Source organism: uncultured Microbulbifer sp., from assembly GCF_947504145.1.
Taxonomy (GTDB): Bacteria; Pseudomonadota; Gammaproteobacteria; order Pseudomonadales; family Cellvibrionaceae; genus Microbulbifer.
Map to the genome: position 1 here is coordinate 584,239 of NZ_CANNGQ010000002.1, position 14,633 is coordinate 598,871.

A 14,633-nucleotide genomic window follows, 5' to 3' on the forward strand; every position below is an offset into this window, starting at 1 on the left:
TGCCTCGAAAGGCGGGTAGTGCTTGATGTAAAGGCTCTTAATAACTGCAGGACGTAGTAAAACCAAATCTGGTAAAACCAGATCATGGGATTACAAATACGACAGTGATATAGCGGTATAAATAAAAGTCTTTCTTTCTAGCAGGGCGTACTCTATACGCATATCGCCCCCCTGTCTAGAAATCGTTCAGAGACTGTCCAGTGTTGTTCAAGTGGCGGGGAGTGGCTCCCCCGTGGTCTGCTAGGCTGCTATTCAGCGGATTGCCTCGCCGCATGGCTCAAATTGCGCCAAACGGCGTGGAAAAGCTCGTAAACATGGCCCATCAGCAAAGTCCGTAAACGAAACCCGTAAACAGAGGCCTGTGGGTATCGGTAGACGGTCGGAACCGTTCATACAGACAAGGGATTATCGTGAAAGCATCGGATCTGTTCGTGCGTGCGCTGGAGGCGGAGGGCGTCGAGTTTGTGTTCGGGATCCCCGGTGAGGAAAACCTGGACCTGCTGGAATCCCTGCGCGGCTCCAAAATCAAACTGATCGTCGGCCGTCACGAACAGGCCGCGGGCTTTATGGCCGCTACCTACGGCCGTCTCACCGGCAATGCTGGCGTCTGCCTGTCGACACTCGGGCCTGGCGCTACCAATCTGGTCACCGCCGCGGCCTATGCGCAGCTGGGCGCCATGCCTATGGTGATGGTCACCGGCCAGAAACCCATCAAAAGCTCCAAGCAGGGCCAGTTTCAGATCATTGATATCGTCGACATGATGCAGCCGCTGACCAAGTTCACCAAGGTCATCGTCAGTGGCGACAATGTGCCCGCCCATGTGCGTGAAGCATTTCGCCTGTCTGAGGAGGAGCGCCCTGGCGCCACCCACCTGGAGTTGCCGGAAGATATCGCTCGCGAACAGTCCACCATGCCGGTGCTGGAGCCCACCTTCACCCGTCGCCCTATTGCCGAGTACAAAGCCGTGTGCCAGGCCGCCCAGGCGATCGCCGCTGCACGAAAACCACTGCTGTTGATTGGTGCCGGTGCCAACCGCAAGCTCACCGCGAAAATACTGCGTGAATTTGTCGCCAAGCTGGGTGTGCCGGCGGTGACCACGCAGATGGGCAAGGGCGTGATTGATGAGGTGAGCGCACACTTCATTGGTAACACCGCGCTGTCCGATGGGGATTTTGTTCACCGCGCCATCGACCAGGCCGACCTGATCATCAACGTCGGTCACGACGTGGTAGAAAAGCCGCCGTTCTTTATGCGCCCCGGCGGTCCGGCCGTGGTGCATATCAACTTTAATTCCGCCCAGGTGGACCCGGTGTACTTTCCACAGATCGAAGTAGTGGGGGATATCGCCAACAGCTTATGGCAGCTGAAGGAGAAGTTGGAGCCGCAGGAGCACTGGAGCTTTGCCGACGCACATCGCATTCGCAATGCACTGCAAAAACATATTCACGAAGGGGCGCAGGACGACAGCTTCCCGGTTAAACCGCAGCGGCTGGTCAAGGAAGTGCGCGAGGCGGTGCCCGCCGACGGCATCATCGCGCTGGACAACGGCATGTACAAAATCTGGTTTGCGCGCAACTACCAGGCTCACGCGCCGAATACCGTGCTGCTCGACAATGCGCTTGCCACCATGGGTGCCGGGTTACCCTCTGCAATGGCGGCGAAGCTGGTCTATCCAGGGCGTAGTGTGCTCGCCATCTGCGGCGACGGTGGCTTTATGATGAACTCTCAGGAGCTGGAAACGGCGGTGCGGCTGAAGTTCGACCTGGTGATACTGGTGCTGCGGGATGACGGTTACGGCATGATCAAGTGGAAGCAGGCGCAGATGGACTTTCACGATTTCGGGCTGGATTTCGGCAACCCGGATTTTGTCGCTTACGCGCAATCCTATGGTGCCAGTGGTCACCGAATCGAGGCCACCGCGGAAGTGCGCCCCACCATCGAGCGCTGTATGCAGGAAGGTGGGGTGCACCTGATCGATGTGCCGGTGGATTACGCGGACAACGACCGCATCCTTAACCGGGAAATCCGCGAGCTGTCGCGCAAGCTTTAGGCTGCCTGGGCTTCCAGCCTCGCACGGTCCGCCAGGTACTCGTTATAGGTTCCCTGGAAGTCGTTCAGCTTGTGATCCTTGATTTCCAGCACTCGGGTCGCTAGCGAGGACACGAACTGGCGGTCGTGACTGACGAATATGAGTGTGCCTTCATACTGTGACAGCGCCTTGTTCAGCGCCTCGATGGATTCCATATCCAGGTGGTTGGTGGGTTCGTCCATCACCAGCACATTGGTGTCCATCATCATCAGCTTGCCGAACAGCAGGCGGTTCTTCTCACCACCGGAGCAGACCCGTGCCTTCTTGTTGGCGTCGTCGGCGGTAAACAGCAGGCGGCCGAGCATGCCGCGCACGGCGAGGTCATCGTGCTTGGGGGTGCGCCACTGGGACATCCATTCGAAGATGGTGAGGTCGTTGTCGAACTCCGCGCTGGCGTCCTGCGGGCAGTAGCCGATGGCTGCATTCTCCGACCACTTCACCACGCCACTGTTGGCCTGTAGCTGGTCCACCAGGCAGCGCAGAAAGGTAGTCTTGCCCACGCCGTTCTCGCCGATTACTGCCAGGCGCGCGCCTGCTTCCAGGATCATCTCGCCACCGGCAAACAGCGGCTCGCCTGCAAACCCGTGGGACAGGCCTTCGAGGGTCAGCGCCTGGCGGTGTAGCTTCTTGCTCTGCTGGAAGGTGATATAGGGTTTTATCCGGCTGGAAGGCTTCACCTCGTCCAGCTTGATCTTCTCCATCTTTTTCGCGCGCGAACTGGCCTGTTTGGCTTTGGAGGCGTTGGCGGAGAAGCGGTTTACAAACGACTGAAGCTCTTCCAGTTCCGCTGACTTCTTGGCGTTCTCCGCGTGCAGTTGTTCCTGAATCAGGGTGGATGCCGCAACGAAATCCTCATAATTGCCCGGGAATACGCGCAGCTCGCCGTAATCGATGTCTGCCATATGGGTGCAGACCTGATTGAGGAAGTGGCGATCGTGGGAAATGATGATCATGGTACTTTTGCGCTGGTTCAGCACTTCCGCCAACCAGTGAATGGTGTGGATATCCAGGTTGTTGGTCGGTTCGTCCAGCAGCAGAATGTCCGGGTCGGCAAACAGTGCCTGTGCCAGCAGCACCCGCACCTTCCAGCCCGGTGCTACCTGCTTCATCGGGCCGAAGTGCAGGGATTCTTCGATCCCGGCTTCCAGCAGAATCTCGCCCGCGCGGCTCTCCGCACTGTAGCCGTCCAGCTCTGCAAACTGGACCTCCAGGTCGGCCACACGCATACCTTCTTCTTCGCTCATTTCCGGTAGCGAGTAAATACGGTCGCGCTCCTGCTTGATCTCCCACAGGCGGGTGTCGCCCATGATCACCGCATCGACCACCGAGTACTCCTCAAACGCAAACTGGTCCTGGCTCAGAACGCCGACCGTACAGCCGGGCTCGATGGACACATTGCCTGCGCTGGGTGCCAGCGCGCCGCTCAGGATCTTCATAAAGGTGGACTTGCCACAGCCATTGGCCCCAATCAGGCCATAGCGGTTGCCGTTGCCGAACTTGGCAGAGATGTTTTCAAACAGCGGCTGTGCACCAAACTGCATGGTGATATTGGCGGTGGTGATCAAGAGAGTCTTCCCGGGGGCTTGCAGGTGAATGGAGCGTGGCTGTGTACGCGCGCGGATAGCCAGCGTCGCCATAACGCAGAGGTACGGCGGGCCGCGCACTATAAGGGCTTGGGGGTGGTATGTCGAGCAAGTTGTCTATAAAGCATCCAGCTCGGGTGGGTGACAGTTACTTTTTCCACACTCCCGTATGAGGTATTTTGCGCTGCTCGATTTCACTTACATAGTCACAACCTGACAGGAGTCTCCATTGAACCGATTGGCCCATCTGGATGCGCTGCGCGGTATTGCCGCCTTGCTCGTGGTCTGGCAGCACACATCAGAATCTTTTGTGAAGCTCCCCGGTGTTGCCGAACGAGGCAGTTGGCTCGCGGATGTGGCTTGGAGTGTGGACTTCGGTCGAATCGGTGTCGTCTGCTTTTTCCTGATATCGGGATTTATCATCCCGTACAGTTTTTCGTCTGGACCAGGCGCTGTGCGAACATTTGCTATCCGCCGTTTTTTCCGCCTCTACCCTGTGTACTGGGCTTCCGTGGTGCTGGCTGTTTTGGTGGGTTCCGCCTTCGCCGCGCACAGTTGGGATACGGCGACCCTGGTCGCTAACTTCACAATGATACAGAAAATCATCGGCTACTCGCACATCCAGGGACTGTACTGGACGTTGCAAGTCGAGTTGATCTTCTACCTCTTGTGCGGGGGGATATTTTACTTTGGAAAAATGCGGAGTGTGCCATTTCTAATTTTAGCGACGGCGCTGCTATTGGTATTGTTTGTCGGGGCTGAGTTGGCTTTTCGGACAGTATTGAAAGGCAGTGATTTCCCATCCGAACTGCAGTATATCCCTTACTTTCTTTCGATCATGTTCTGCGGGGCGATTATTCGAGAGATATTCCTGGGTGAGCATTCCCTCCATAATCGACTCATATTTGCGCTTGCACCAGCGGCCGTATTTGGTATCCCCGCGATGGTGCTCTTTCTTTATTCGCTCGGGTTTCAATTCACTCAAGAGCCGATACGATTCGGCGTATCTTATTTGATGGCACTGGGTATTTTTATTGCGGCTATGTTTGTCAGATGGCCTGTGCCAAAACCGTTGGCGTGGCTTGGGTTGATCAGTTATTCCATTTACCTATTTCATCCGGTTTCCATGGTGCTTATTCGTTGGGCGCAGAGGCAACCTTGGGCTGGGTTTACCGAATCATGGGGACTCTGGATGTACATGTCAGTGGCTGCTGCGATAACAATCGTGTTGGCTACCGTCACTTATTACGTCATTGAGCGACCTTCTATTCGCCTGGGGCGATACTTTAGCCTGCGAGGGGCAACCCCCTCGACTCATATGATCGTGCAACGTGGAACCTAGTGGTCTGGAAATCTGTACAGTTACTTGGGTATGTCTGGCTGTATTCGATTTTACGTATCAGCATCCACCATCCTGGTGAAAATATTTCTGTTGGTGGTATCCGCGGAAAGCAAAGAGTATGGCGGCGGGGCAGTAAAATTTGTCCGGTTTTTGAACAGCTGGGGTGTGGGCTTTGCTAGTATTGGGACAGCTTGCATCGGTCCAATCTGGAGACACCATGAAATCCAACTGTATGCATCTCGCCATCCCCGCCGGAGATCTGGATACTGCCAGGAGGTTTTACTGCGACATACTCGGCTGTAAAACCGGCAACAGTGAAGCGGGACACTGGGTGGATATCGATTTCTGGGGCAACGAGCTCACGCTGCACCAGAGCAGTGAGCAGTTGCCCAATGTGCGCCACGAAGTGGATATGGGGGCCGTAGCGGTGCCACACTTCGGCGCGCATTTACCCGATGATGAGTTTCAGGCGCTGAAAGCGCGGATCAATGCCGCCGGCCTTGAGTATCTGGATAAACCCTACCGCCGTTTTGTTGGTGACGAATACGAGCAGGAAACGTTCTTTATCAAAGACCCCAACGGTAACGTGCTGGAAATGAAATCCATGGTGAACCCGGAACTGATGTTCAGGACTTAGCTTTGTCACTGCGTTCACCGCTATCGTTCTGAATAAATACACTGCCTGCCTACGGCCTTCGAAATAAATAACACGGTGGTGCCAGTTATCGACGCGTTTTCTGTGATCAAAAGACACCGAATGTAATCGCGTGTAAGACGATGTACGCCAACTGTTATCTGCGTGTTTATTCAGTATTTCTTATCGATATCAAACAGTTGCCGCTCACCAATTTTTAGTTTGATTCGCTTCGAGAATATCTGTCGCTAATCCCATTTTTGAACTGTTGTCTGGAAAAATACTTCACTGATACTCTCCCCGCGCGCTCTGGTTGTCCAGGAAGGATACAGAAGCCTGGGTAGCGTAAATGCCTGTCAATACTCAACCGTATTCATTTACCGCAAAAAGGAATTTAGTGATGCCAGATACAAATAATGAACCCAAGGCAATTCAGTTCAGCGAAGCGGGTCAGCCTGCGAAGATAAACTATCAGGTACCTCTGCCCGGTGCCCATACCGGCCGCCGGATAATGGAGCTGGATCTTGGCCTTAACGCGAACGATTTCACCACCCAGGCCAAATCGGCGGGAACCTCATATAAAGACTCACTCGGTATCGACCCGAAAGTGAAAGAGAACCTGATTCCCAATGACGCCAAAGTGAACAACTTTCTCAGCGAGAGTATTCACCGCATCAGCACTCGGGTTACCCGGCTGCCACTCGACGTCAAACCTGCCCGGGCAGCAGTGGAGTCGACCGCCACCGCAAAAAATGCAAGCCCTAAAATGCATACCATTGCGGCACTCAACTACGCTATTGACCCGGAAGTCTTCAAGGAAAGTATTCAAACCGGTATTGTGCTGGTACCCACGGTTGGCTGGGCTGGAAACCTGCTCTATACCCCGCACCCGGTTGATGCACCGGAAAAGCCGAAGATATTTCTGGTGGAACGTTACGGCGTCAGCTCCTTCCTCGGCGATTACGGCATGGGGAAAACGGTGAAAACCTTCACCCTGCTACCCGGAGAAACCACGCGTATTTCCATGCGCACCTGGCAGAGTACCAAGGAAAGCCGTGAAGAATCCTCCAGCATCATCGACTCCCACGAGCAGTCCGCGCGCGAGCGCTTTGCCGACAAGATTCAGAACGAGACCACTGACAAGCAAACCAAATCCAAAACCGAGGAGTGGCACGTGGAGGCTGAGGTCTCCGCCAGCTGGGGCTTCGGCAGTGCCAGTGTGTCTGGTGGTGGTAGTGGAGAGTATTCCAGCGGGCGCGAGCAGTTTGCCAAACAGGCTGCGGAATCGGTAAAAGAGCATGCTGCTGAGTCATCCAGCAAGCGTGAGATGTCCGTGACCAGCAGCTCCGAACGGGAAGAGGAGTCCGGGTCAGAAACTATTATCGAGCGCACCATCAGCAATGCGAACATGCGCCGGGTTCTCAATTTTGTGTTTCGCGAACTCAACCAGGAATATATTACCAAGCTGCACCTCAAAGACGTCCGTGTGGCCTTCACTAACGGCCGCCGCGACTCCTGGCGCGAAGTGCCGATCTCCGGGCTTTTGGGCTTTCTGGAAGAGTTTGTTGTTGCCAGCAAAATCCCACAAGTGGCTGGCGCCATCCTGAAAATTGCCGGCTATATTGCCGACAACGAAGATGTCATGGTCCCGACGCTCGAGCGTGTAAATCTGGTGGACCACGGTACGCGTATAGAAATCGAACCGGCAACCCTCGACAGTGATGGCGAATTCCCTGTTCCCACGCCCACCAGCTACTACCGTTTCAAAACCGGTCCCCTCCGCCAGGAAGAGTCCAGTAATCCTGTGGATGGTGTATTGCTGAATGATTCACGAATCACCATGCGCACTGACAGCGTCCTCGTCGAAGCGCTGCTCGGGCAGGCCGACGCGCTGGATGAATATGCGATGGCGATTCAGCGCGCCGCGGCGAACAAAGAGACCCTGGCCAACGAGCGCGAGCGGATTGTGCAGCAGGCAATTGCCGACGCGAAGCTTGAGGACCGTCTGGAAACCATTGTCGACCTGAACCGCCTGTGTGCCGTAGAGCCGGCAGAATAAGGAGGGCCACACGATGGATCCAAATCATCCAGTCACTGATGTGGCCCGGTTCCTCAATGCAACGGAGCTGACGCAGACGCCGGTGGCAGACACCAAAGCGGCCAAGGGGAGCGGATCATCCGCTGCCAAGGGGCCGTCAATTAATACGCTGATGCTGTACGACAGTGGCGACTCGGGGATTGGCAAGTTCGCACCGATACTCGCGCGCGCCTATTACCCGAACGCAAAACTGGTGGGCGTAGGCTCACTGGCTGAACTCGCCGCGGCCCTGAGCAAATACGGCAAGATTGATACGCTGATCATCGACGTGCACTCGGGTCCAGGGTTCCTGCTGATTGGTGGTGCAAGTCCCACCACGAAAAAAGTACGTCAAGCGCTGGCGAAAACGGGAGTGATTGTACAATCGAAGATCGTCTTCGAGGGCTGCCAGATTATGCAGGACCCGATCGATACCTGTCAGATGGTGGAGTCAATCTGTGGGCCGAACGCACAGGTCTCGGGCTTTACCTATTTCAGTATCTCCAATACATTCGAGATTGATTTCACCGAGTTTGATGATCCTGCGGAGATTCAAGCGTTCTACGATGATTTCACCATGGACTATATAGTGCCCGGTCTTCCAAGTGCGAAAGCATCTGTGGGGCGGGTCATTACCCACGGTCGGCGCTGGTTCCGCAGTGATTTCAATGAAACATTACCCGAAGATGCCGGCGGTGCGCGAATCAAGAGTTTGCAAGATCTTAAGGATTACCAGATCAAAAACGCTCAGGATGCATTAAAAGCCAAGGCAGACTTCTCGGGGCCGGTAGTGCCGGGGGCAAAAGTAACTGTGACGGATGTAGCTGTTGTAGCGCAGGCGAATAGCCAGAAATCGTCAGCGCCCGTGCCTGTCGCGCCCTGAGTGGTCCAGGTTTTGTAAGCCAACCAGGGGGCGCGGTAAGAGTTACCGCGCCCCCTTTTTACATACATATACGGAGTTCGTGGATTCATCGCTCAGAAAAGGGTTGTAGAACGACACCACATGGGACTCGACGGTTTCAAACACCGTTCCCAGCAGCCGCTCAAAGTCTGGTTCGGGGAGGTTTTGCGACCACATGGCGAATACCCCGTTCGGTTTGAGTTGTTCCGCCATCAGCGCCAGATTCTCGGTGGTATAAAAGCTCGCATTCGCCGCGTTCAGATACTCCGTTGGCGAGTGGTCGATATCCAATAATATCGCGTCGAAGCGTCTGCCCGCCCTGTTTGGATCAAAGCCCGTTGCCGGATCAGTAGCCAGATCGAAGAAGCTGCCGTGTACATAGCGGTGCCTGCTATCGGCGTTAAGGATCTTACCGAGCGGCACCTTTTCATCTTTGTGCCAGTTGATTACCGTATCCAGGGCATCGACCACCAGCATTTCATCAACCCGCTCATCCTTCAGCGCGGCCACAGCGGTGTAACCCAGTCCCAATCCGCCAACCACCACCTCGAGATCGTCGCCCTGACAGGCTGCCAGGCCAAGCGTAGAGAGTGCCTCTTCAGCTTCCACAAACATGCTCGACATCAGGAACTCATCGCCGAGCTTCACTTCGTAAATATCTCGCTCGCCCAGTGCGGGGATACGCCGCCTACGCAGGGAGATTTCACCCAGTGGTGAAGGCTGGCTATCAATTTCTTCAAATAAAAGCGACATCGCGGGCTGTCCTATGGGAATCTGTTGTGTCCGTTTGTCGACATACTAGAGTGAAATGCTCAGAGGGTGAAGGCCGACTACTTTCTCTCATCGTGCCTGTTGATGTGAGGGCGATTATGAGCCTGTTTGGGCGCCGTATCCAGCGCTCGCATCAGGGCCTGATCTGCTACCAGTCAATCGCCCCTCCTGGTCCGATGAAGATCGTTGTGAGAGTTGATGTTTAACGCTCGCTTGCTTCAATGTGTATTTTGCTGTTGAGTTTTTTCCGGCTTATGTCTGTTTACTCATCAAACGGAAAGCGGCTGTAGCTGCCGAGCAGCGCATGCAAAAAATCTGAGCCCGCGTCTGTATACATCCAGATTGTAGCCGCTGTACTCGCCAAAACAGTAACCCAGTAGATGAACTGGAACGGCTGTTTGCGCGTTTTATGCCTGAGCCGCTTTTGCGCCAGTAGAGCACCGGGCCAACCGCCGAGAAGTGCGCATAAATGCAGAGTACTTTCCTGGGTGCGCCAGCTATCGCTGCGCGCTGCAGACTTGTCCCGATAATAGAGTAGATAGGTAAAAAGGCTCATAGCGATGAAAAAGCTGGGTATCAGCGGGGGTAGCTTCCCGAGCCCTACGGAGATTGCGAGAGAACCAAAAAATAACAAGGCGACTAGCATTGGCCAGGTGCTATGTGAATTACGTTGAGCGTGGGGTTTATACCCAGGGCGGAGCGCTTTGATAGCGCGCGGCCGCCCTTGATGGTCGGAAGAAAGTTCGTAGGTGACCAGCTCACCCGGTTCGGGCCGGCGCTGGCGCTTGTCGAACGCCTTGATATGGATGAAAGCCCGCTTGCCCCCAAGCACCGGCTCAACAAAGCCGAATCCTTTATCGTCGTTCCAGCTGGTGAGTTTCCTTTGGTTCGATTGCCGACCGGAGACTTTCTATTTGCCATATCGCGCCAGCGACTACTTAAATCATTCAATATTCTTACGTTGTTGATTGGGCGGCATTGTCCTGCAGCGGTCGATACTATCCTCCGTACGGCAAAGTGCGGCCAGATAAATCGAGCTGGCTTCCGTGTAACCATTCTCGGTTAAGTAGTCAACGATCTCGACAAATGGCGCGGCTGACACGTTGAGGTCACGTAGTGCATAGTGAAACATGGGCTGGAGTTTGGCGTGAGATTCTGGCGAGCCTCCCACAGAGTATCGGGCAGTAATCTGTTGCAACATCTCAATCGAAGGAAGGGCGGACAGGCCGTAGCGATTAGACAGAGTGTCATAATGTTTCTTGATCCCTGCTGCACCGGACATTTTTACTGGGCCGGAAGGTGCCCACTCAGGGAAGCTCTCTTGAAGAGCAAACTTCAATGACGGATGTTTCGTGCTGCGATGTGACTCCTCGGGGAAGTGGCTGGATGAAAATAGGAAACCACTGTTGCCTTTAAGAAGTGATTCGATCTTGGTGTATGGGGTATACATGTGCTCGCCTTCACTCGCCATAGTCAGTGTCAACGGCTTAAGCTGTATATCTTTGGCGTTCGGCAGTCTCTGAATCTTATCGAGAAGGTAGCCATCATCCAGAGAGGGGCTGAAGGCAAAGTATTGGGTCAGCGGCAAGGCGTCCATCAGCCACTGATGCATTACAAACTTACCAGCGTGTGAGTGGCCCGAGAGAATCCGGTAGTCTGCGGCAGGATACTCTTCCTCTATCAGTGGAAACAGCTCTAGTTGCAAGAAGCGGGCAAAGGTGTCTGCACCATCAGATACATTTAGCTCTGGCCCTCGGCTGTCGATACCGACCACCATGAACTCTGGAACTGTTGTGGCTATCAGGTCTAGAGTGGCTACTGCGGGTAGCATGTCCCACTGTCCATGCAGTAAGTACAGTACCGGGAACTTCTGGTCTGGATGACCTGTTTCCGCAGGTAGGTAGACTTGAATGGACTTCTCTTTCCCTAATATTTTTGAATTTAATGTGCGGGACTCTCCAATAGAGCGCGGCTCAGAAAACGCTATGGTTGTCAGCGTCATTGAAGAAAGCAGGGCGCATAAGGTAATTATTTTTTTCATTTTCCAGTCCTTAGGATAAGGAGACCTGCGCGATCTATACGAGATTACAAGGCATAGCGAGCAATATAGTGCGCGATATCCAAAAGTCGCGATTTTCCGCTAAATTCAAAACGTACCTTTCCTAGGGCAGAGAAATTCAGCTCCAGCTCACTGTCGATATCGAAGGTTCCGCTCGTCTCCACCGAATAGGCCACGATATTCTTGTACGGCAGGGAGGTGAAATCCTTCTTGCTACCGGTAATACCCTGCACGTTGACCGCAATAATGCGCTTGCTGGTGAAAACCACGCCGTCACGCATGGATTTGAACGAGTCCAGAACTTCCTCTCCTTCCAATAGCAGTGGCGCTACTTTTTCAGCGAATCCGGTATTCTGCTTGAGTTTGAACAGGCTCTTGTTTTCGAAGTCGATCATTTTAACATTATCTATTTGTGTGGTGGATCGGTAGAGAATGCCATATCTTCGCCATAGTAAATAGCCTGTTCAATTGCGTCGAATCCAACAATAACCACGTCTATGCCTGAATCAATTCAAGTCCGGCTGCAGGAAATCTATCAGACCGAATCCCGTCAGGTGCTGGCCACCCTGATCCGGCTGCTGGGTGATTTCGATCTGGCCGAAGAAGCACTGCAGGAATCCTTCGCCGCCGCGCTCTGCCAGTGGCCCGCGGACGGTATACCAGATAACCCTCGCGCGTGGCTTGTCTCCACCGGGCGCTTCAAGGCCATCGACCAGCTTCGCCGCAAAGCGCGCTTTGACGTGTCTTACGAGGATGTGGCCGATCGCCTGGAAAACGAACTCGCGACCGAAGACACGTTGGAAACTCACGCCATCGAGGACGACCGCCTGCGTCTGATCTTTACCTGTTGCCATCCAAGCCTGGCGCCGGAGGCGCAACTCGCGCTGACATTGCGGGAAGTGTGCGGTCTCACCACGGAAGCGATTGCCAGTGCCTTCCTCATCTCTCCCCCGACACTCGCTCAGCGCATCGTGCGCGCCAAGGCGAAAATCCGCGACGCGAAAATTCCCTACGAAGTGCCGCGGGCGGATCAATTGGCGGAGCGCCTTGCGAGCGTACTGCACGCGATTTATCTCATCTTCAATGAGGGCTATTCCGCCTCAAGTGGCGACAGCCTCGTCCGCCGGGAACTTGCCGCAGAAGGCATCCGCCTCGCGCGCCTGGTGTGCCAGCTGTTGCCGGAACCCGAAGTGGAGGGCTTGCTGGCGCTTTTGCTGCTGCAGGATTCCCGCCGCAAGGCGCGGGTAACGACGGAGGGCGATCTCATACTGCTGGAGCAGCAAGACCGCAGCCTGTGGGATCAGGCGCAGGTCAATGAGGGCTGTGCGCTGGTGCTGCGCGCGCTGGCCAGCCGTCGATTCGGCCCCTATACCCTGCAGGCCGCCATCGCCGCGGTACACGCGGAAGCGGCGACGGTCGAAGCGACAGACTGGCCTCAGATCGTCGGCCTCTACGATGCTCTGCTGGAGCGAATGCCATCACCGGTGATCCAGCTCAACCGCGCCGTTGCCCTCGCAATGCGTGATGGCCCGGCACAGGGCCTAGTGTTGATCGATGACCTGCTGACGCGGCCGCCCCTGTCCGATTACCACCTGGCACACGCGGCACGAGCTGACCTCTGTCGTCGTCTTGGTCAAAAAACTGAGGCACAACAGGCGTATCAACGGGCCCTTGCGCTGGCGCAACAGGGCCCGGAACGGCGCTTTCTCGCCCGGCGACTGGCGGAGCTGGATGACGATTGACCGGGCGGGCAGAAATTATCAAAAAATTTTTGCCTGACTGTCGAATTCCGTCATCCCCAATCGACTACCTATTGAAACCACGGATTTCGGAACTGCTTTTACATCAACAAGGAGCACAAGATGAAGTATCTCGCGCTGGTCTATTACGACGAAAAACGCATGGAGCAGAAGACCCAGCAGGAGTGGGATGCACTCAATCAGGAGTGTATTGCCTGTGTGGAAGACCTGAGCAAGAGCGGCCACTTCATCACCGGCAGCCCGCTGATGCCCACCAGTGCCGCGACCACCGTGCGCGTGCAGGACAAGCGAGTCACCGTGACCGATGGCCCGTTCGCGGAAACCAAGGAGCAGCTCGCGGGCTTTTACATGCTCGAAGCGAAGGATCTCAATCAGGCCATCGCCCTGGCCGGAAAAATTCCACCGGCCCGCTACGGCTCGGTAGAAGTCCGTCCCGCCCGCGAGCTGATGGAAACCGGTAACACGGCTGGCGGCAACGCTGGCTGAGTTAACGAAACGCGCTAATAAAGAAAATAGAGGAGAATCACCATGCCCGGCACTGTCCGTTTACATCGCGTATTGCGCGCGCCCGCCGAGCGCGTCTACCGCGCATTTATCAACCCCCACGCCATGGCAAAATGGTCCCCGCCCGATGGCTTCTATGGCATTTACGAGGATTTGGAGGCAAAGGTAGGGGGTACCTACAAGGCTTCCTTTGTCAACTTTACCACCGGCGAGCGGCACTCTTTTGGTGGCGAGTACATCGAGCTGGTAGAGAATGAACGGATCCGCTACACGGATACCTTCGACGATCCGAATATGCCCGGTGCCATGACAATGACCGTCACCTTGAAGCCTGTTTCCAGCGGAACCGAACTCACCATCGTGCAGGATGGCATCCCCGATGTAATCCCGGTTGAGATGTGCTATCTCGGTTGGCAGGAGTCCATGTTGGCCCTGGCTCGCCTGGTCGAACCGGAAATCAAACAGTAACCACGTTCAAACAAGGAAGGGACTAGCTATGAAAAACTATCTGGCCATGTATCTCGGCAACCCAAAAAGCAGCAAAGCATGGGATAACCTCACCGAAGAAGAGCGACAGCAGCGGTTAGAGCAAGGCATGGCCGCCTGGGGCGGCTGGATGGAAAAGCACAGTGACATTCTCGTGGCTGAAGGCGGTCCGCTCGGGAAAACAAAGCGCATCGATGCCAGTGGTGTCAGCGATACCAGTAACGACATGACCGGCTATGTCATCGTCAAGGCGGAGAATCACGAAGCGGCCGCGAAGCTATTCGAAAGCCACCCGCACTTCAGCATCTTCCCCGGGGATTGTGTGGAGGTGATGGAGTGTATGCCGATGCCGACTCCCTGAGAGCGGCGGCACAACTGCCAGCCTGGACCTGCGATTTCAGGCTGGCACCATTCAACGATCCAGTA

General features: G+C 55.1%; 14 protein-coding genes and 1 pseudogene. 9 read left to right on the forward strand and 6 right to left on the reverse strand.

Annotation, left to right across the window (positions count from 1 at the left end):
• Positions 1-410 precede the first annotated feature (410 nt).
• Positions 411-2,051, forward strand: a complete 1,641-nt coding sequence (locus Q1A74_RS09020; protein ID WP_367275374.1) for an acetolactate synthase large subunit — start codon at positions 411-413, stop codon at positions 2,049-2,051.
• Here the strand turns inward: Q1A74_RS09020 and Q1A74_RS09025 are convergent.
• Positions 2,048-3,655, reverse strand: a complete 1,608-nt coding sequence (locus Q1A74_RS09025; RefSeq protein WP_299594903.1) for an ABC-F family ATPase — start codon at positions 3,653-3,655, stop codon at positions 2,048-2,050. The genes Q1A74_RS09020 and Q1A74_RS09025 overlap by 4 nt on opposite strands.
• A 247-nt stretch (positions 3,656-3,902) precedes the next feature.
• Here Q1A74_RS09025 and Q1A74_RS09030 point away from each other — a divergent pair, with 247 nt between their 5' ends.
• The 4 genes from Q1A74_RS09030 to Q1A74_RS09045 all read left to right on the forward strand — a co-directional run bounded on the left by Q1A74_RS09030 (position 3,903) and on the right by Q1A74_RS09045 (position 8,609).
• Complete coding sequence (locus tag Q1A74_RS09030) at positions 3,903-5,015, forward strand: acyltransferase (RefSeq protein WP_299594906.1); 1,113 nt, start codon at positions 3,903-3,905, stop codon at positions 5,013-5,015.
• A gap of 217 nt (positions 5,016-5,232) precedes the next feature.
• Positions 5,233-5,652: a VOC family protein gene (locus tag Q1A74_RS09035; RefSeq protein WP_299594908.1), complete on the forward strand. Its 420-nt coding sequence runs from the start codon at positions 5,233-5,235 to the stop codon at positions 5,650-5,652.
• 397 nt (positions 5,653-6,049) lie between these two features.
• Entirely contained in the window at positions 6,050-7,708 is a 1,659-nt protein-coding gene (locus Q1A74_RS09040) for a hypothetical protein (RefSeq protein WP_299594910.1), read from the forward strand.
• 13 nt (positions 7,709-7,721) lie between these two features.
• On the forward strand, positions 7,722-8,609 hold the full coding sequence (locus tag Q1A74_RS09045; RefSeq protein ID WP_299594912.1) for a hypothetical protein: 888 nt from the start codon (positions 7,722-7,724) through the stop codon (positions 8,607-8,609).
• 42 nt (positions 8,610-8,651) lie between these two features.
• Here the strand turns inward: Q1A74_RS09045 and Q1A74_RS09050 are convergent, their stop codons facing one another.
• From Q1A74_RS09050 to Q1A74_RS09070, 5 genes and pseudogenes are all read right to left on the reverse strand, one after another.
• Positions 8,652-9,380, reverse strand: a complete 729-nt coding sequence (locus tag Q1A74_RS09050; RefSeq protein ID WP_299594914.1) for a spermidine synthase — start codon at positions 9,378-9,380, stop codon at positions 8,652-8,654.
• A gap of 280 nt (positions 9,381-9,660) precedes the next feature.
• The gene (locus Q1A74_RS09055; RefSeq protein WP_367275381.1) at positions 9,661-10,044 is read right to left on the reverse strand and encodes a DUF1294 domain-containing protein; all 384 of its coding nucleotides are present in this window, start codon (positions 10,042-10,044) and stop codon (positions 9,661-9,663) included.
• A gap of 69 nt (positions 10,045-10,113) precedes the next feature.
• Positions 10,114-10,254 (reverse strand): annotated as a pseudogene (locus Q1A74_RS09060) (cold-shock protein); the annotation flags it as partial.
• 87 nt (positions 10,255-10,341) lie between these two features.
• Positions 10,342-11,439 (reverse strand): alpha/beta hydrolase-fold protein, encoded by a 1,098-nt coding sequence (locus Q1A74_RS09065; protein ID WP_299594916.1) that lies wholly within the window; start codon positions 11,437-11,439, stop codon positions 10,342-10,344.
• Between the two features lie 44 nt (positions 11,440-11,483).
• A complete protein-coding gene (locus Q1A74_RS09070; RefSeq protein ID WP_299594918.1) occupies positions 11,484-11,852 on the reverse strand; it encodes a PH domain-containing protein in 369 nt (122 codons plus the stop codon).
• Positions 11,853-11,954: 102 nt separating this feature from the next.
• Here Q1A74_RS09070 and Q1A74_RS09075 point away from each other — a divergent pair, with 102 nt between their 5' ends.
• The 4 genes from Q1A74_RS09075 (at position 11,955) to Q1A74_RS09090 (ending at position 14,568) form a co-directional block, all read left to right on the forward strand.
• Entirely contained in the window at positions 11,955-13,199 is a 1,245-nt protein-coding gene (locus tag Q1A74_RS09075) for an RNA polymerase sigma factor (protein ID WP_299594920.1), read from the forward strand.
• Between the two features lie 120 nt (positions 13,200-13,319).
• Complete coding sequence (locus Q1A74_RS09080) at positions 13,320-13,703, forward strand: YciI family protein (RefSeq protein WP_299594922.1); 384 nt, start codon at positions 13,320-13,322, stop codon at positions 13,701-13,703.
• A gap of 42 nt (positions 13,704-13,745) precedes the next feature.
• Complete coding sequence (locus Q1A74_RS09085) at positions 13,746-14,189, forward strand: SRPBCC family protein (protein WP_299594924.1); 444 nt, start codon at positions 13,746-13,748, stop codon at positions 14,187-14,189.
• A gap of 28 nt (positions 14,190-14,217) precedes the next feature.
• The gene (locus tag Q1A74_RS09090; protein ID WP_299594926.1) at positions 14,218-14,568 is read left to right on the forward strand and encodes a hypothetical protein; all 351 of its coding nucleotides are present in this window, start codon (positions 14,218-14,220) and stop codon (positions 14,566-14,568) included.
• The last annotated feature ends 65 nt before the right edge of the window (positions 14,569-14,633 follow it).